Source organism: Micromonospora sp. NPDC003241 (assembly GCF_053589795.1).
On the sequence record NZ_JBSFSO010000047.1, the window covers coordinates 14,764 to 32,780 of the forward strand.

Below are 18,017 nucleotides of genomic sequence, written 5' to 3' on the forward strand. Positions count from 1 at the left end.
ACACCAGGCGTTAGCAGGGGACCCCTCCTTACATCCCAGCCGCCGCGAGCAGCATGCGGGTGTACGCATGGCGGGGCGCGGTGGTGACCTGGAAGGTCCCGCCCTGCTCGACGATGCGGCCGTGGTGCATGACCGCGATCCGGTCGGCGAGCTGCCGGACGACGGCGAGGTCGTGGGAGATGAACAGGCAGGCCAGCCCGAGGTGGTCACGCAGGTCGCAGATCAGGTTGAGGACCTTCGCCTGCACCGAGACGTCGAGCGCGGTGACCGGCTCGTCGCAGACCAGCAGGCGGGGACCGAGCGCCAACGCCCGGGCGATCGCCACGCGTTGCCGCTGCCCGCCGGAGAGGTCGCGCGGTCGACGATCACCCGCCTGCGGGTCCAGCCCGACGAGGTCCAGCAGCTCGGCGACCCGCACGGCCCGGAACCGGGCGTCGCCGATCCGGTGGATGTGCAGCGGCTCCGCCACGGCCTGCCGGGCCGTCTGGCGAGGGCTGAGGGTCAGGTAGGGGTCCTGGAAGACCATCTGGATCTGCCGCCGGTGCGCGCGCAGCTCCCGGCCCCGCAGACGGTGTACGTCCACATCGGCGAAACGGACCACACCCGAATGCGGGCGGTGCAGCCCGGTGATCACCCGGGCGAGCGTCGTCTTGCCGCATCCCGATTCGCCGACGAGCCCGACGATCTCCCCCGCGTCGACCCGGAGCGTGACCTCCTCGACCACCCGAGGGAGGTCGCGGGCGCCGGGATAGCCGGCACTGACCTGTTCCACCCGCAGCATCGCTCAGCCACCGTCCCGTTCACCGGCCGCAGCAGGCAGCTCGGTACGGCCCGGTGCCCGCAGGCACGCCGACCGGTGGCCGGTCCGTGGGTCGACCGTCACCGGCACGGGTGTCTCGTGGGCGCAGGCGGGCACCGCGATCGGACACCGGGGCGCGAACGCGCAGCCCGGCGCGTCGTCCGGGCCGGCACCGGAGTGCCCCGGCATGGTACGGAAGCGGGTGCCGGGAGCCGCCTCGAAGCGCGGTACGGCGTCGAGCAGGCCACGGGTGTACGGGTGGGCGGGATCGCCGAGCACGGCGTCGCGCGGTCCGGACTCGACGATCCGACCGGCGTACACGACCGCCACCCGGTCGGCCGACCGGGTCACCACGGCCAGGTCGTGACTGACGATGATCATGGACATGTCCAGCTCGTCGCGGAGGCGGGCCAGCAGGTCGAGCAGGTGGGACTGCACGGTCGCGTCCAGGGCGGAGGTGGGTTCGTCGGCGACCAGCAGGGCGGGCCGCCCGGCGAGCGCGACGGCGATCTGGGCGCGTTGCCGCATCCCGCCGGAGAGCTGGTGCGGATAGCGCCGGGCGACCGTGGCCGGATCGGCCAGTCCCGCCAGACGCAGCAGGTCCTCGGTGACGCGACGGGTCGCCGCCCGACGGCCACCGCGACCGGCGTTGCGGACCGCCTCGTCGACGTGCGCGCCGATGGTCCGCAACGGGTTGAGGGTGGCGAGACTGTCCTGGAAGACCACGCCCACCCGGCGGCCGTTGAGTCGGCGGCGCTCCTGCGGCGCGAGGCCGACGAGGTCGTGGACGTCGGGTCCGATCCGCAGCGTCGCCGAGCCGGAGACGACGGCGCTCGGGTCCAGCAGACCGAACGGGGCCAGGGCCGAGGTGGTCTTGCCGCTGCCGCTCTCGCCGACGATCGCCAGGGTCTCGCCCCGGGCCACCTCGTAGTCGACGCCCGCGACGACCCGTCGCCGCCCGCCGCCGTGCGGATAGCTGACCACGAGGTCACGGACCCGCAGCAGGCCGCCGCCCCGCGCGCCGCCGACCCACTCGCGGCCGGAGCCGGGAGCGGGAGGCCCGCCGAGAGCCGCAGCCCCGCCGAGAGCCGGAGCGTCACCGGGAGCGGGAGCCCCAGCGGAAACGGGAGGCCCGCCGGGAGCAGGGGACGCGTCGACCGTCGGCGGACGCCGGACGCGCGGGCGCGTCGGGAGCACCCACCGCAGGATCGAGGGGCGTTCGTCGCCGGCCGCCAGGCGTTCGCCGAGCAGGTTGCTCGCGAACACGATCGCGGTGATCGCGATGCCCGGCGGGTACGCCAACCACCAGGCCGAGCCGAGGTGCGGTCGCCCCTCGACGAGCATCTGGCCCCACTCGGCGTGCGGCGGCGGGATGCCCAGCCCGAGGAAGCTCAGGGTGGCCACGCCGAGCACGATGGCGCCGACGTCGGTGCTGGCGTAGACCAGGCACGGGCCGAGCGCGGGCGGCAGCAGGTGCCGGCCGAGGATGCGCGCGGGTCCGGCGCCGAGCAGCCGCAGGGCGTCCAGGTGCGGACTCTCGCGCAGACCGGCGACCCGGGCCCGGGCGATGCGGGCGTACGGGGACCAGGCCCACAGGGACATCGCGATGACGAGATTCTCCGTCCCCGCACCGCGTACGCCCACGACGGCCAGCGCCACCAGCATGCCCGGCAACGAGACGGCCATGTCGACGACCCGGGCCACGATCCGGTCGACCCGTCCGCCGAGGTACCCGGCGACGGTGCCGACCACGACTCCGACGGTCACCGAGATCGCCAGGACCGCCGCGGTAACGGTCAGCGAGATCCGCGCGCCGTGCAGGAGCCGGCTGAGCTGGTCGCGGCCGAGCTGGTCGGTGCCGAGCAGGTGCTCCGCCGACGGGGGCAGCAGACTCGCCGCCAGGTCGTTGGCGCTCGGGTCGGCCGGGGCGATCACGGGTGCCAGCAGTCCGACGACCGCGAACACCAGCAGTGGCAACGCCACCAGCACGGTCCGCAGGTGCCCGGTGATCCTCGGCGGGCGGCTCACGTCGGCTCCCCTCGGGCGGCCGGGACGCGACGCGTCGGATCTCGGCGAGCAGGCGACCGGAGACCTGCGCGCTGCCCGCGCACGTCGCCGGTGCGCCGGGAGCGCGGGTCGACGAGCCCCTGTAACACGTCGGCGAGCCGGTTGGCCAGGATGAACCCGCCGCCGAGCAGGAGCGCGCTGGCCTGGAGGGCCGGTACGTCGCGGGCGGCGGCGGCCCGGACGAAGTAGGCGCCGAGGCCGGGCCAGCCGAAGATCTGCTCCACCACGACCGTGCCGACCAGCAGGGTGCCGACGGTGAACCCGGCGACCGACAGGATCGGCCCGGCGGCGTTGGGCAGGCCGTCCCGGAGCACGATGGACAGCGGCGAGCTTCCCCGGGCCTGCGCGGCGAGCACGTAGGGCCGGTCGAGCGCCTCGCGCAGCGTCACGGCCACCACCCGGCTGAGGGCACCGGCCGCGGGCAGGCCGAGCACCGCCATCGGCATCACCCAGGTCGCCGGGCCCGCCATGCCCGACGTGGGCACCAGGCCCAGGCGCAGCGCGAGCAGCAGCACGAGGAGGTAGCTGAGCCAGAACGCCGGTACGGAGGTGGCCAGCAGCGCCCCGACACGGAGGGCGCCGCGTACCGGGCCGCGACGCAGCACCGCCCCGGCGACACCGATCCCCACCCCCACCGCCAGGGCGACCACGGTGGACCCGGCAACCAGGCCGAGGGTCACGCCGATCCGGTCGGCGATCTCGGGTCCGATCGGTGTGTCGGTGCGCAGCGACACCCCGAAGTCCCCGGTGACGGCGTCGCGCAGCCACCGCAGGTACCGCACTGGGGCGGGGGCGTCCATGCCCAGCTCGACGCGGACCGCCTCGACCTGTTCGGGGGTGGCCGGGCGGCCGGCCCGGGTCGCGGCCAGCATCGCCGCCGCGTCCCCCCGGGCCAGCAGGACGAGGGCGAAGGTGCCGGCGGAGAGCGCGAGGAGTACGCCGACGGTGTCGACGGTCCACCGTGCGGCCAGACCACCGGCGCGGCGCAGCCACCCGGGCTCGGTCACCCGAGGGTGACCCCGGTCAGTTCGAGGTCCACGTCGCTGGGCGGCACGGCGAAGCCCTGCACCCGGTCGCGTACCGCCCACAGGCGCGGCCGGTACGCCAACGGCACGAACCCGACGTCGGCGGCGACGGCGTCGTACAGGCTCTGGTGGGCCGCCGCGCGGGACGCGGGGTCGCGGGCGTACAGCGCCCTGTCCACCAGCTCCTCGGTCTGCGGGGTGACCCACAGCGGGGCTCGCGCGCCGCCGGTGAACAGCGACACGATCGAGCTGGACGGGTCGTACGGTGCGCCGAGGGTCTCGAAGAACGTCAGGTCGTAGCGGCCCTCGGCCCGCTCGTCGTAGTAGGTGGCGGCGTCCACCGGGGCGATCTCCACGGTGATGCCCACCTCAGTGAGGGCGGCGGCGATCGCCGCGGCCATGGTGCGCGGGTCGAGTTGTCCCTCGGCCGGGGTGGCGGGGACGAGCAGCCGCAGCGCGAGCGGCGTGCCGTCCTTGGCGCGGGTGTCGCCGTCGCGGACGTATCCGGCGGCGTCCAGGACCCGGTTCGCCGCCGCCGGGTCGAATCCGAGCGGCAGGTCGGTGCCGGAATCCGGCACGTCGGGCGGGAACACCCGCCGGGCCGGCTCGGCATAGTCCAGCAGGAGTGTCCTCGCCAGGGCGGTGGTGTCGACGGCCCGGCTCACCGCCTCCCGGACGGCCCGGTCGCCGGCCGGACCGTCCGGGTTGAACCCGAGCATGATGGAGACGTCCGGTGCGCCGGTGAGCAGCGTGACGTCGTCGCGTTCGCCGAGCGACCTGGCCTCCACCGGGGTGATCGGCGCGAGGTAGGCGCCGCCGATCAGGTCGATCTCGCCGTTGGTGAGGGCGTCGGCGCGCGCCTGGGAGTCCGGGATGACGCGGAACTCCAGCCGCTCCACCTCGGGCCGGGTACCCCAGTAGTCGTCGTTGCGGGTCAGCAGGGCACCGGTGGCGCTGGTCGAGTCCAGTTTCCACGCGCCGGTGCCGACCGGCTGCCCGAACGTGCCGTCGGCGGCCGCCGACGCCGGGCTGAGCAGCCGGACGGGACGCACGATCGACAGCTCCTGGAGCAGCGGCTCGTACGGTTCGGCGAGGGTGAGGCGCACGGTGTCCGGGTCGGCGGCCTCGACTGCGGTGATCACCTGGGACGCGCGGAAGAAGGAGAATCGCTCGTTGCCCACCCAGCGGTCGAAGTTCCACTTGACGGCAGCGGCGTCGACCGGCGTTCCGTCGGTGAAGCGGACGCCGTCGCGCAGGTCGAACGTGACCTGCCGGCCGTCCTCGGCGACGGTCCAGGACTGCGCCAACCCCGGCTCCAGGGCGCCGTCCCGGCCGTAGGTCACCAGCGGCTCGTAGAGCGCGTCGAGCAGCAGGAAGTTGCCGGTGAACGCGTGCGGGTCCAGCGCGCCGGACTCGGCGCTCAGTGCGATGCGCAGGGTGGTCGACGAGGCGGTGTCGTCGGCACCGGCACCGCAGGCGCTGGTCAGCGCCAGCGACACGGCGAGGGCGGCAACGAGCGGACGGGGTCGCGGCACGAGTTCTCCCGGGGTGCGTCAGCCGGCGGCAGTGCGGTGGCCGCTCGATAGGTCTAGTCGGCGGTGCGGCGTACCTGGTTCCCGCGACGTCACCGTGGACCGGCGGCTCGGGACCCGGCCGTCGCGTCCCGGCGACGCCGGACCAGCGCGCGTCCGCCCAGCAGGAGCGGCGGAAGCAGTACGCACTGGGCCGCCACGGCCAGCCAGAACCCCGGCAGCAGCCCGGCTGCCTCGAAGGCCCCGTACGCGGTGCCGCCGACCACCCCGCTGAGGAAGGATCCGACGCCGACGGCCAGCCGCTGCTGCCCGAAGACCACCGTGGCGGACCGGCGCGACCGGGCCAGCGCCTCCAGGTCGTTCTTGAGGAACAGCACGGCGTTGCCGAGGCTGATCACGGTCACCCCGACCAGGAGGCTCGACCAGTGGCCAGCGGCGAAGGCGACCATCCCGACCGCCAGGCAGCCGAAGCCGACGGCCATCGCCGGCCGGTACGCCATCCGCCCGACCCGCTCGGCCACCAGCGGCTGAGCGAGGGCCAGGCCGAGCGAGTACCCCATCATGGCGGCCCCGAAGACCAGGGTGGCCACGCGTCCCTGCGCATAGCTGGAGAGGTACTGATAGAACTGCATGTAGAGATAGATGGAGAGCGCGGTCACGGCGAACGGCAACACCGCCACACCGGACAGCACCCGTCGGAACGGCTCCACCGGCACGGTCGGTGCACCCGACGGCTCGCGGGGCAGGAACAGGTGCCCGAGCGCCAGACCGGCGTAGAGCGCCGTGACGACGGTGAACATCGTCCCGGGATACCGGATGAGCAGCGCTCCGACCACCGGTCCGAGGGCGATGCCCAGGTTCCCGGCGGCGTTGCCGGCGGAGACCAGGCGGGGCCGGGCCTCCGGGCCGACGCCGTGCACCAGATATCCCCGGTACGCCGGAGAGTAGAGCGAGCCACCGGCCGAGATCAGCACCAGACCGGCGACGGTGAGCCCCGGCCGCCCCTCCCCCGCCAGGAACCCGCATCCGCCCAGCGTGTACAGCACCGTCGCGCCGCGCAGGCACCGTTGCAGCCCGATCCGCTCGGCCAGTGCCGCGGTGACCGGTGCACTGGCGAACTGCACCAGGGTCGCCACCCCGAGCAGTACGCCGATCTGCCCCATGCCCAGGCCCATCCGCTCGCGCAGCAGCACCGCGAGGTACGGATAGATCGAGAACGAGCCGACGTTGACCAGCAGGCCGCTCACCAGCACCGCCCACTGGGCGCCGGTGAAGGACCGCGCCGCCCCGCTCCCGGGCATCCCGATCCCCACCTTCGCCGTCCGGCACCGCGACCGCTGTCGACCGCCTCCACGTACCGCGTCGTCCGACGGGCCGGTCGAGTTCCCGGGGTTCCGTCCGGTGACAGTTAACCTCGGACCGTCCAGGTTGGCGGGAGCGCGAGGAAGTCACCGATGTCGAAGGTCGTCGCACTGCGGCGCTATCCGCTCAAGAGCGCGCGAGCCGAGATCCTGCCCGAGGTCGACGTCGAGTCGACGGGCCTGCGGGGCGATCGGGTGTGGGCGTGCGTCGACGGGCAGGACGCGACCATCGGCAGCGCCAAACACCCGCGACGGTGGGGACGCCTGCTCGACGTCGGCGCGACGCTACGCGACGTCGGCCCCGAACCGACGCTGACACTGCACGTCGACGGCCGCGAGGTGCAGGCCGGCACCACCGAGGCGGAGACGGTGCTCGGTCAGCATCTCGGCCGTCCGGTACGGCTGACCCGGGAGGTGCCGTCCGACCCGACACTGCACCGGACGTTGCCGCAGGACGCAGGCATGGTGCCACAGTGGATGGACGACGTACCTCCCGGCCAGGACACCGTCACGGCGCTCGCCGGAGCACAGCCGGGCGGACGCTTCGTCGACTTCGGCGCCGTACACCTGGTGACCACCGGTGCGCTGTCCGCGCTGGGCGCACGGACCGACGGAGCCGGTGCGGTCGCGGCACGTTTCCGACCGAACCTGGTGCTCGACGCGCCCGGTGATCCCGAGCCGGGGCAGGAACTGCGCCTCGGTGACGTCCTGCTCCGGGTGGTCGTACCCACGCCCCGGTGCGTCGTCCCCGGGCTCGCCCAGCCAGACGTACCCGCCGATCGCGGCGTCCTGAGCGCGCTGGCCCGGCACTACCGCGTCCCCGTGGCGGGGTTGGGCCAGGCGGCCTGCTTCGGTGTCTACGCCGAGGTGGTCGAGCCGGGGCGACTACGCACCGGCCAGGAGGAGTCCTGACCGGCGCGTCGCCGCACCTGGTGGAGTACTAACCCCAGCCACCTCACGCAGCGTGGGCGACCGGCGGTAGCCGGCCGCCCACGCCTGGGTTCTGGAAGAGTGCCGCTGGGAACCCGCCGAAACCAGGGTCGACCTGGCGATCCGCTTCCAAGCCCGCTACAAGCTCGGCAGCCCTACATAGATAGGCGGTGATGCGGCGGTAGCCCCGGACCCTGAGTGCGTCACGGCTCTGCCGTCAGATCCTGTGGTGAGCCTCCTCGACCTTCAATCAGCGGCGCGAGTCCGTCGAGCAGGTGTTTCATACCGAGGCCGAAGATCGCGTGTACGTCGGGCGGCCCGGAGACGCTGAACGTAAGGGGGAACCGGCCCTGCTCGGCGATCCTGAGGAACTCCGGACCCTTGGACCTCCACCAGTGTTCGGCGTCCATTCCGAACTCGTACTCCTCCACCACCGCCCGCGTGGCCTGGAGAGCCATACCGGAGGTGTAGGCGGACACGAAGGTGAGGATCCCCAGGGCCTCGTCCGGGGATCGCCCCTGGGCGGTGATCACCTTCATCATCCACTCGGCGTTCTCCACGAGCCCGGGGGACTGGACCGCCCCGGCGAGCATGGTCAGTCGAACTGCCCAGGGGTGCCTCCGGTAGATGTCCCACTCAGTCAGGAGCGCCAGTTCGAGGGCTCGTCGCCAGTCGGCGGGCGGCGGTTCGGGCAGGGCGTGCTCCGTGTAGACCTGGTCGATCATTGCCGTTGCCAGTGCCTCTTTGCTCGCGACGTGGCGGTACAGGGCCATGGTGCTCACCCTCAGGTGGGTGGCGACCCGGCGCATGGACAGGCCGTCGATTCCCTCGGCGTCGGCGATGGTGATCGCGGCCCGGACGATGGCCTCTCTGGTAATGGCGGTCTCGGTGGTCGGGCGGCCTCCTCCTGCCTCCGCCGGACGTGGGCGTACCCGCTGCCCCTGTGGCCCGCGTGCTTGCGGCGTAGCGACGGGCGCATCCCGCACGAGGGTTCCCACCCCGCGCACCGCTTCGACCAGACCCTCCTGACGCAGGGCCGCGAGCGCCTTGGTGGCGGTGGCCATGGCCACCCCCCACTCGCGCATGATCTCTCTCGTGGAGGGCACCCGAGCGCCCGGTCGCAGTTCCCTGGCGTCGATACGCGCACGGATATCGGCGACAACCTGCGCGTAGGGCGGCAACTTCTGTTCCGCAGTGGCGGACATCACTGGTCCCTTCGACTGTTCCCCGTCGCTTCAGTGTACTAGTGCACAGGGGAGTGCGAAGTGCCTGCCCTCACGGCACCAGGCCGAACCAGCGAGTACTCCTTCGTTCCTGCTGCACTAGTGCTGATGGGGCGGTAATCCCAGCAGAACAGGGCTCACAAGGGAATCCACAGAGTGCGTACTATGTACACTCCGCCTCGGAGGGTGCACCTCGACGCGTACGCCGTTTCGCATAATCTGCGGCCCTTTGGAGGCCACCATGTCCTACACGTCCACCACCGGGCCGCGGACCGCTCCCGCTTCCGGTCCGCTCCCGCTCGACCGCCGTTCCCTGGCGCCGGATCTGGCCCGTGGCGTCATGCTTCTGGTCATCGCACTTGCCCACACGCACCTGTTCACCGTGTTCATCGGCGGTCCCGAGAACGCCCTCACCACTGCGGACCAGATCACCACCGCAGGCACCGTCATGTTCGTCGACCTGCGCGGCTACCCCATGTTTGCGGCCCTGTTCGGTTACGGCCTGGCCGTGATCTACCGACGCCGCAGCGAGCAGGAACACGCCTGGACCCGGACCCGCGGGCTGCTACGCCGGCGCGGCCTGTGGTTGATCGTCTTCGGGCTGGGACACGCGGTGCTGCTCTTCCCCGGGGACATTCTGGCCGTCTACGGCCTGGTGGCGCTGCTCCTGGTGGGCGTTCTGCGGCTGCGCGACCGGACCCTGGTGCTCCTGGCAGTGCTCTGGCTGCCCGTGGCCGCAGCCGTCCATGCCCTGGTCGCTGCCGACATGGCCATGACGGGGCAGGGCATGCCAGTGCTGCCCGACGGGTTCGTGAACGAACTCGTCTTCCGTCTGACCCTGTACTCGGTCCTGTTCGTGATGATGCTCGTCAGCACCCTCGTCCCGTTCCTGCTCGGCGTGCTGGCGGCTCGGCACCGTCTTCTGGAGCGGCCCCACGAGCACCTGCGGCTGTTGCGCGTGACCGCGTTCGTGGGTATCCCCCTGGCCGCGGTGGCCGGTCTCCCCCTGGCCTTGGACAAGGCGGGGGTGTGGACCGACGTCAACCCGGGGGACGTCCTGGTCACCACCGCCCTGCACCAGGCGAGCGGCTACGCGGGCGGTTTGGGTTATGCGGCGCTGATCGCCCTCGTCGCGGCCCGCCTCGCCGGCCGGCAGGGACCGGTGGCCAACGCCCTGGCCGCACTCGGACAGCGCTCCATGACCTTCTACCTGGCCCAGTCGGTGGCCTGGGCGGCACTGTTCTCCTCCTACACACTCCACCTGCGGTTGACCTCACCCGCAGTGGGCGTGGGCATCGCGGTGGCGGTGTGGCTGACCACGGTGCTGCTCGCCGACCTCATGCGCCGCCGGGGCATACGCGGACCGGCCGAGGTGGCGCTGCGCCGCCTCACCTACCGGGGCGCACCGGGTACCACCGGAAACAGTCTCGGGTAGGCGGAAGCCCTGGGCCGGCCCCCGGCCCCGCAGCTGGCCGTCGACTGCCTGGGCGGCCACGTCCACCTGCCCGCGTCGCCTCAACCCGGGCGGGCATCGCCGCCAGGCCACGAACTCGCGGGCGCACAATTACTACCTGTGCTTTGGCCCCGCAGGCATCCCGGACGAGGACCTGATCCGCATCGCTGGGACCCGGTGGGCGGTAGAGGAGTGCTTCCAGACCGCCAAGACCGAGGTTGGTCTGGATCACTACCAGGTGCGTCGGTACGACGCCTGGTACCGGCACATAACTCTCGTTCTATGCGCCCACGCCTACCTCACCGCCACCGCCGCACACGCCAAAAAGGGGGCACCGAATCCGATGACGGCCTCATTCCTCTCACCCTCGGCGAGGTCCGCCGTCTCCTGGCACACCTGGTCACCACCGCCCGACCCTTCGACCACATCCATCGATGGTCACGATGGCGACGCCGACACCAGTACCGCGCCAGAACAGCCCACTACCAGCGAAGACTCCAACTCCACCAGGTGCGGCTGGAGTACTAGAGCAGTCGATCATCGCGCCGTGTCGGCGGGGGTACCGGATCACCGGTGCACGGCAGGAAGGGACCGCCGTCGTCCACCGACGCACCTTCCGGGCCTCGGTGGACGGCGGTCAGGCGAGACGTTGGTAGACGACGAGCGGGTTCCCGCCCGGGTCGACGACCACCGCCCGTCGCTCGTGCGGGCCCACCACGGTGTCCCCCGCCGTGCCGCCGCCGGCCGTCACCTGCGCGAGGCAGGCGTCCAGGTCGTCGACCTGGATGCTGAGCAGGGTACGGCCGGCGACGGGTTGCTGCGACGCGTCGGCCAGTCCCACGGTCACCGAGCCGTCGGTGAGCGCGGCGTACCGGTCGCCGTCGCGGAAGCGGACGGTCAGCCCGAGGGCGGTGTAGAAGTCGAGCTGGGCGTCCAACTCGTCGGCGGGGACGATCACGTGACCGATCTTCATGTGCGGAACCTCGGCATGACCTCGCGGGCGAAACGTTCGACGATCCGGATCGAGTCCTCGATGGGCAGGCCGAGCCACTGCGCGCGGAAGACGAAGTGGTTGAACCCGGCGTCGGCGAAGTCCTGGACCTTCGCCGCGATGTCGTCGGGGGACCCGAAGAAGAGGGCCCGTTCCTTGATGGCCTCCCACTGGGACTCGAAGAAGTCCATCCCGTACTGCACGTACTCGCCGTAGGAGCGGCGGACCGCGTCACCGGCGAGGGCGTACGCGTCGTCGAAGGAGTCGGCCACGCAGAGGTCGCGGTGGATCGGGAAGACCGCGCCCTCCTCGCTGAAGCCGGCCGCCCGGCGCTGCTCCCGGTAGTCGGCGAGGTTGCCGACGGCCCAGTTGCGCCGGACGTTCGACGGGGCCAGCCAGGGCAGGCCCTGGCGGGCGATCCGGGCGATGCCGGTGGGGCCGTTGGCGCCGACCCAGACCGGCGGATGCGGCTGCTGGACGGGCAGCACGCTGCACCGTACGCCGTCGAGGGTGAAGTGTCGGCCCTCGTGGTGGACGGTCTCGCCGGTCCAGAGCCGCTGCATCACCGCGAGCGCCTCGTTCATCCGGGAGACCCGGGTGCGCCGGTCGATGCCGAACGAGTCGAACTCCACCTCGCGGTAGCCGGCACCGATGCCCAGGACGAAGCGACCGCCGGACATCTGGTCGATGGTGGCGATCTCCTCGGCCCAGTGCACCGGGTGCCCGAGCGGCAGGATGAGGATGCCGGTGCCCAACTCCATCGTGCCGGAGTGGTCGATCAACCGGCTCAGCAGCGGCAACGGCTGCGGGGTGCGCAGCGACGACAGGTAGTGGTGGATGCCGTAGACCGAGTCGTAGCCCAGGTCGCGGATGTGTTGGACGTACTCGACGGTCTCGCCGAGGCGTCGACCCAGGTCGTCGTCGTACGCGTACTGGTGGTCGAGCAGGACGCCGAACTTCATCGCGGGCCTACTTCTCGCGGGCCCGCGAGTCGCTGAGCCGGAAGTACGGCGCGACGAGCCGGTCCCGGTCGGCCAGCGCCTGCGCGATGCCCTTCTCCCGCCGCTCCTTGAGGAAGTTCCAGTCCCCCTCTTCGAAGCTGACGTTGGTGGCCCAGCCGTGGCCGACCCACCCCGTCATCGCGCCCAGGCCCTTGCCCCGGGCCTCCATCACCAGCTGCATCATCGACTTGCCCATCATCAGCGAGTCGAGCGGCATGACGGCGATCGCGTCGGCGTAGTCGTCCACCCACCGCGACAGTTCCTCGCGCTCGACGACTTTGGTGACCAGGCCCTTGCGTTCGCCTTCCTCCGCGCCGATGGCCCGCATCGTCAGCATGACGTCCTTCATCGTCGTCAGGCCGACCTTCTCGATCCAGTGGTACATGTCCTGCGGGGCCGGGCCGAGGTAGCGGAACGCCGGGTGGGTGAACCGGGCGTCGGGGCTGGCGATGACGATGTCGGCGGAGAGCGCGATCTGGAAGTGCCCGCCGTAGCAGTAGCCCTGCACCTGGCAGATGGTCGCCTTCAACGACTCGATGATCGGCCGGGTGAAGCCGGAGCTGAGCACGTTGCGGTCGGGCAGGATGCGCTGCCGCTGCGCCGGGCGGCGGCGGGACGCCTTGTCGGTGCCGGTCTTGTAGCCGATGTAGTGGCCGAGTTCGGCGGCGTCGGCGCCGGTGCCGAAGTGGTCGCCCTCCCCCTTGAACACGATGACCTTCACCCGGTCGTCGGTCTCCGCCTCGCGGACCAGGTCACCGACGCGCTCGAAGGCGGCGACCGGGATGGCGTTGAGCCGGTCGGGGCGGTCGAAGGTGATCGTCGCGACGGAGCGCTCCTCGTCCACGTCGTACCGGACGTACGTCGCGAGGACCTCGGGGTCGACCTCCATGTTCTCGACGTCCCACTGGTCGGCGAGCAGCTCGGCTTCGGTCTTCTTCACGGCGGTTCCTTAGGGTCGGCTGGTGCGGAAGGCGGGGAACACCTCGGTGGCGAACAGTCGCAGCGAGGCGCGCAGTCGCTCGGTGGGCATGCCGAGCCATCCGGGACGGAAGATGAGATGGTCGAAGCCGAGGTCCCGCAGGGCGGAGATGCGTTCGATCAGGAACTCCGGCGAGCCCAGCAACAGGGTGTTGCGGACCAGGTCGTCGAAGCGGTCGCGCTGCCAGCGCAGCGCCGGGTACTCGGCGTAGGTGGAGTACTCCCGCCGGGCGTGCGGCAGCGCCTCCTCGACGGCCTGCTCGGTGGTGGGCGCGCAGTACAGCTCGACGCCGACCGGCCGCTGCACGGTGGCGGGGTCGCGGCCGTACTCGGCCAGGGCCTCGTCGTAGACGGCGAGGTGCTCGGGCAGGAAGCGGCGGCTCGGCGAATTGCCCGGCGCGTACCAGGCGTCGCCGAGGCGGGCGGCGCGGCGGACGGCCTTGCGGCCGCCCGCGCCGATCCAGATCGGCGGGCCGCCCGGCGTCAGCGGCCGGATGCCGATGGTGGCGTCGACCTGCGGATAGAACTCGCCGTCGTGGGTGACCGGCGTACCGCTCCAGAGGGCCCGGATCAGCCGCAGGCTCTCGTCGAAGCGACGGAACCGGGCCTGCGGGTCCAGACCGAAGGCGGCGAACTCGTTCTCCCGGTAGCCGGCGCCGACACCGAGGACCACCCGTCCGCCGGAGAGGTGGTCCAGGGTCGCGAACTCCTCGGCGACGTGCACCGGGTGGAACATCGGCAGCAGCAGGATGCCGGTGCCGAGGGTCATGTCGCCGGAGCGCGGGATCAGGCTGGCCAGCATCGAGATGGGTTGTGGGGTGGCCAGGTTGGACTGGAAGTGGTTGATCGTCCAGACCGAGTCGTAACCGAGTTCGGCGGCGAGTTCCACGGTGCCGAACAGGTCGCTCAGGTGCCGGCCGAGGTCGTCGCCGTGCGGGTACTGGTGCGATGCCATGATGCCGAACTTCATCAGCTCCGACCTCCCTCGGCGGCGGGCGCCGCGACCCGGCTGGTCTTGCCGGTGGCGCTGCGTTCCAGGACGGGTACGAACTCGACGCGTCGGGGTGCCTTGAAGTGCGCCAGCCGGTCGCGGGCGAACGCGACGATGCCGTCGGCGAGGACCGCGTCGGGGATCGAGTCGTCGGTCTCGCGGACGACCAGGGCCACCGGGATCTCGCCGAGCCGGTCGTCGGGACGGCCGAGCACCCGTACGTCGTTGACCAGGGGGTGCTCGCGGAGTTCGTCCTCGATCTCCTCGGGCCACACCTGGAAACCGCCGCACTTGATCATGTCTCGCTTCCGACCGACCAGGAACAGCACGCCGTCGTCGTCGACGTAGCCCATGTCGCCGGTGTGCACCCAGCCGTCGCGGACCAACTCCCGGGAGGCGTCCGGGTCGTCGACGTACCCCTTGGTCAACGCGGAGCGGACCACCACCTCGCCCTCCGCGCCGGCCGGCAGCGCGGCACCGTCGTCGTCGCGGATCTCCAGCTCCACCCCGGGGTAGACCCGGCCGGCCGAGCCGGGCTTCCACCGGCCGGCCTTCATGTCCCGGCCGTTCCACCCGGCGATGTGTCCGGCCTCGGTCGACCCGTAGTTGACCAGGATGGGCACGTGGTAGCGCTGCTCGAAGGCGCGCCGGACCGGCCAGGAGATGGCCTGCCCGGCGACCAGGACCGACTTCACGCCCTCGAACGGCAGGTCCCGTTCGGTGTGCACGATGTCGAAGACCATGGTGGGCAGGAAGAAGAAGTTGTCGAAGGCGAAGCGTCGCATCAGCCCGTCGAGCCGGTCGACGCCGAACCGTTCCCAGACCACTGCGGCCCGGCCGACGAAGTACGCGAACAGCAGCGAGTGCTGGCCGCCGCTGTGGAACAGCGGCAGGGCGATCAGGTTGGGCTTGGCGTCGGCCGCCGCGCTGCCCTCGACGTCGGTGCCGGTGGCGACCCGGGCCAGACGCATCAGCGACTCCCGCGAGCCGCCGTGGGTCACGCTGACCGCCTTGGGCCGGCCGGTGGTGCCGCCGGTGAACAGGATGCACGCCTCGGCGTCCGGTGCGACGTCGACGGCGGGTACCCGGGTCGGGTGTCGCCACGACATCGCCGGTGCCCCGGCGACCGGTTCGGTGACCGAGCGGACCGGCAGGTCGGTGCCGGTCAGGAACTCGGCGATCACCTCGGGCCGACGGTCGTCGACGAGCAGCAGGCGCGGCGTGGTCTTGGCGACCGACTCGGCGAGTTCGGCGGCGTTGTAGAGGCTGCTGACCGTCACCGGCACCGCGCCGATCTTCCAGGCGCCGAAGAGGAAGAACACGACCTCGGGGCCGTTGGTGAGGTAGCAGGCGACCCGGTCACCGGAGCCGACGCCCTCGGCGCGCAGCGCGGCGGCGACGCCACCGGACAGCAGGTCGATCTCGTCAAAGGTCCACGACCGGCCGTCCTCGCCGTGCAGGCCCGCCACGTCGGCCCGGTCGGTGCTGCGGCCGTGCAGGATCAGGGCGAGATTCGCGCCGCTCATCGTGTCGCCTCCTCGGTGTCCGGGGTGGCGACCCGGCTGATGACCTCGGCACCGAATCGGGCGAGCTGGTCCATCGCCTCCTCCTGGCTGGCGCCGACGAACTGGTGCCGCAGCGACACCTCGGTGATGCCGAGGTCGTTCTCCCAGCGGCGGAGCTTGTCGACGATCTCGTCGGCCGACCCGACCAGGCAGTCCTGGGCCAGGTACCGGTCCAGGTCCAGCGACTGGGCCTCGTCCCACGACTTGTAGCCCGCGTACTGGCGTTGCAGGTGCGGGCGGACCGCCGCGACGGCGCTGCGGAAGCTGTCACCGATGAACGCCTCGCGGCTCATCGGGTACTCGCGGGCCGGATCGAAGCCCCGTTCGGCGAGTTCGGCGCGGTAGATGCCGAGGAGTCGGGCGAGTTCGTCGTCGTCGCCCTTGGGGCCGATGAGCCAGGGGGCGTCGAGCCGGGCGGCGCGTCGGATAGCGGGTTCGGCGAACGCGCCGATCCAGATCGGCGGGCCGCCGGGCTGCACCGGGCGCAGCGGCAGGCTGGCCTGCGGCACCTCGCCCCAACTGCCGGCCGCGTCGATCGTCTCGCCACGCCACAGGGCGCGCAGGATCGGCACGTACTCGCGGAGGCGGCGCAGCCGGTCCTCCCACGCCACGCCGAAGGCGGTGGTCTCCCGGCGGCGGTAGCCGGCGCCGATGCCGACGGTTAGCCGACCGCGGGTCAGCACGTCGAGGGAGGACAGTTCCTCGGCGAGGCCGATCGGGTTGAGCAGGGGGGCCAGCAGCACCCCGAAGCCGATGCGGATCCGGCTGGTGGCGTGTCCCAGGTGACCGGCGAGCGGGATCGGCTGCACGAACGCCGACCGGGCCAGGTAGTGGTGTCCGAGGTAGACGGCGTGGAAGCCGGCCGCCTCGGCGGCGGCCGCCTGGGCCAGTACGCCGTCGATGCCCTCGGTGGCCGAGGCCGCCGGGTCGAACTGGGCGCTGAGGAAGCAGCTGATCCTCACCCGACGACCGCCTGGGCGGCGGCGGGCGCGCTCACCTGGTCGTCCTTGGCGGCGGTGGCGCGGAAGTGCGGGATGACCTTCGCGGCGAACTCCTCCATCGACTTGAGCGCGGCCTTGCGGTCCAGCGACGGGATCCGCAGCCAGCCGATGTAGTGGTTGATGCCGAGCTGTTCGCGCAGCATCTCGATGGTCTCGATGACGCGCTGCGCGGAGCCGAAGTTGCCGCCGTGGGTCAGGGTCTGCTCCAGCGTCAGCAGCTCGATGTTCTTGGCCACCGCCGCGTAGTAGGCGCGTTCCTTGTCGATGGCCTCCTCCGAGCCGGGGATGACCTTGCCGACGGACTTGTAGTAGTTGAGGGCGGCCTGCGCGGCCGCGCGCAGTCCCTCGCTGCTGTCACCGCACCAGACCTGCTGCATGAAGGGCAGGTCGTAGGTGCTGATGTCGAATCCGTTCTCCCGCATGCTCTGCCGGTAGAGGTCGAAGTTGCGCTGCATCACGCCCAACGGCGTGAAGTTCGGCGAGGTGATGATCGATTCGCCGACGGCGCCGCGTTCGCGGAAGCTGTCCGGGGAGACGGTGCCCTGCAGGATCGGCGGGCCACCGGGCGTGTACGGCCGGGGGTAGGTCGTGACGTTGTCGTACTGGTAGATCTTGCCGTGGTAGGAGAAGTTCTCCTGCGACAACGCGAGTCGCAGCACCTCAAGCGTCTCCTGGTAACGCTGCTTCGACTCCTCCAGCGGGATGCCGAAGCCGGCGAACTCGGCGGGCTGGTAGCCGCGGCCGACGCCGATGGAGACCCGGCCGCCACTGAGCACGTCGAGGGCGGCGATGTCCTCGGCCAGCCGCAGCGGGTGGTGCAGCGGCAGCACGAGGACGGCGGTGCCGATGGTGATCTGTCGGGTCCGCTCGGCGACGGCCATGCCGAAGTTCACCGGGCTGCCGAGAATGCCGTACTTCGAGAAGTGGTGCTCGGCCAGCCAGATCGAGTCGAACCCGAGCTCGTCGGCCAGCTGGATCTCGTCGAGGGTCTCTCGCAGCACCTGGTGATCGGATGTGCCGTCACTCACCGGGAACAGGTTCATGATTCCGAACTTCACGGCTTCTCCTCGTTTATTCCGACCAGCCGGTATGTTACCGCC

At 71.6% G+C, this 18,017-nt stretch carries 15 protein-coding genes; 2 read left to right on the forward strand and 13 right to left on the reverse strand.

The window, feature by feature from the left end; translation table 11 throughout:
* Positions 1 to 28: 28 nt before the first annotated feature.
* The 5 genes from ACWDVW_RS27235 to ACWDVW_RS27255 form a co-directional block, all read right to left on the reverse strand.
* On the reverse strand, positions 29 to 781 hold the full coding sequence (locus ACWDVW_RS27235) for an ABC transporter ATP-binding protein (RefSeq protein ID WP_449954262.1): 753 nt from the start codon (positions 779 to 781) through the stop codon (positions 29 to 31).
* A gap of 3 nt (positions 782 to 784) precedes the next feature.
* Positions 785 to 2,827: a dipeptide/oligopeptide/nickel ABC transporter permease/ATP-binding protein gene (locus ACWDVW_RS27240; RefSeq protein ID WP_449954265.1), complete on the reverse strand. Its 2,043-nt coding sequence runs from the start codon at positions 2,825 to 2,827 to the stop codon at positions 785 to 787.
* A complete protein-coding gene (locus tag ACWDVW_RS27245; protein ID WP_449954268.1) occupies positions 2,824 to 3,873 on the reverse strand; it encodes an ABC transporter permease in 1,050 nt (349 codons plus the stop codon). Before ACWDVW_RS27245 ends, ACWDVW_RS27240 begins: the two co-directional genes overlap by 4 nt.
* A complete protein-coding gene (locus tag ACWDVW_RS27250; RefSeq protein WP_449954270.1) occupies positions 3,870 to 5,426 on the reverse strand; it encodes an ABC transporter substrate-binding protein in 1,557 nt (518 codons plus the stop codon). Before ACWDVW_RS27250 ends, ACWDVW_RS27245 begins: the two co-directional genes overlap by 4 nt.
* 89 nt (positions 5,427 to 5,515) lie before the next feature.
* Positions 5,516 to 6,724 carry an MFS transporter gene (locus tag ACWDVW_RS27255; RefSeq protein WP_449954273.1) on the reverse strand — a complete coding sequence of 403 codons (1,209 nt, stop codon included), beginning with the start codon at positions 6,722 to 6,724 and terminating at the stop codon, positions 5,516 to 5,518.
* Positions 6,725 to 6,877: 153 nt separating this feature from the next.
* Between ACWDVW_RS27255 and ACWDVW_RS27260 the strand changes: the two genes are divergently transcribed.
* Positions 6,878 to 7,696, forward strand: coding sequence for an MOSC domain-containing protein (locus tag ACWDVW_RS27260; RefSeq protein ID WP_449954276.1), 819 nt, complete (start codon positions 6,878 to 6,880; stop codon positions 7,694 to 7,696).
* A 221-nt stretch (positions 7,697 to 7,917) separates the two neighbouring features.
* Here ACWDVW_RS27260 and ACWDVW_RS27265 read toward each other — a convergent pair whose 3' ends face one another.
* Positions 7,918 to 8,919: a GntR family transcriptional regulator gene (locus ACWDVW_RS27265; RefSeq protein ID WP_449954279.1), complete on the reverse strand. Its 1,002-nt coding sequence runs from the start codon at positions 8,917 to 8,919 to the stop codon at positions 7,918 to 7,920.
* 358 nt (positions 8,920 to 9,277) lie between these two features.
* Between ACWDVW_RS27265 and ACWDVW_RS27270 the strand changes: the two genes are divergently transcribed.
* Positions 9,278 to 10,372, forward strand: coding sequence for a DUF418 domain-containing protein (locus tag ACWDVW_RS27270; RefSeq protein ID WP_449954282.1), 1,095 nt, complete (start codon positions 9,278 to 9,280; stop codon positions 10,370 to 10,372).
* A gap of 655 nt (positions 10,373 to 11,027) precedes the next feature.
* Here the strand turns inward: ACWDVW_RS27270 and ACWDVW_RS27275 are convergent.
* The 7 genes from ACWDVW_RS27275 to ACWDVW_RS27305 are packed head-to-tail and all read right to left on the reverse strand — an operon-like array spanning position 11,028 to position 17,975.
* Entirely contained in the window at positions 11,028 to 11,363 is a 336-nt protein-coding gene (locus ACWDVW_RS27275; protein ID WP_350697079.1) for a VOC family protein, read from the reverse strand.
* A complete protein-coding gene (locus ACWDVW_RS27280) occupies positions 11,360 to 12,343 on the reverse strand; it encodes an LLM class flavin-dependent oxidoreductase (protein ID WP_396748205.1) in 984 nt (327 codons plus the stop codon). Before ACWDVW_RS27280 ends, ACWDVW_RS27275 begins: the two co-directional genes overlap by 4 nt.
* Before the next feature lie 7 nt (positions 12,344 to 12,350).
* Positions 12,351 to 13,322 (reverse strand): enoyl-CoA hydratase/isomerase family protein, encoded by a 972-nt coding sequence (locus tag ACWDVW_RS27285; RefSeq protein ID WP_449954286.1) that lies wholly within the window; start codon positions 13,320 to 13,322, stop codon positions 12,351 to 12,353.
* Between the two features lie 9 nt (positions 13,323 to 13,331).
* The gene (locus tag ACWDVW_RS27290) at positions 13,332 to 14,330 is read right to left on the reverse strand and encodes an LLM class flavin-dependent oxidoreductase (protein ID WP_449954289.1); all 999 of its coding nucleotides are present in this window, start codon (positions 14,328 to 14,330) and stop codon (positions 13,332 to 13,334) included.
* Positions 14,330 to 15,877 carry a class I adenylate-forming enzyme family protein gene (locus ACWDVW_RS27295; protein ID WP_449954292.1) on the reverse strand — a complete coding sequence of 516 codons (1,548 nt, stop codon included), beginning with the start codon at positions 15,875 to 15,877 and terminating at the stop codon, positions 14,330 to 14,332. Before ACWDVW_RS27295 ends, ACWDVW_RS27290 begins: the two co-directional genes overlap by 1 nt.
* Complete coding sequence (locus tag ACWDVW_RS27300) at positions 15,874 to 16,878, reverse strand: LLM class flavin-dependent oxidoreductase (protein WP_449954295.1); 1,005 nt, start codon at positions 16,876 to 16,878, stop codon at positions 15,874 to 15,876. Before ACWDVW_RS27300 ends, ACWDVW_RS27295 begins: the two co-directional genes overlap by 4 nt.
* Complete coding sequence (locus ACWDVW_RS27305) at positions 16,875 to 17,975, reverse strand: LLM class flavin-dependent oxidoreductase (RefSeq protein WP_449954298.1); 1,101 nt, start codon at positions 17,973 to 17,975, stop codon at positions 16,875 to 16,877. Before ACWDVW_RS27305 ends, ACWDVW_RS27300 begins: the two co-directional genes overlap by 4 nt.
* Positions 17,976 to 18,017 lie beyond the last annotated feature (42 nt).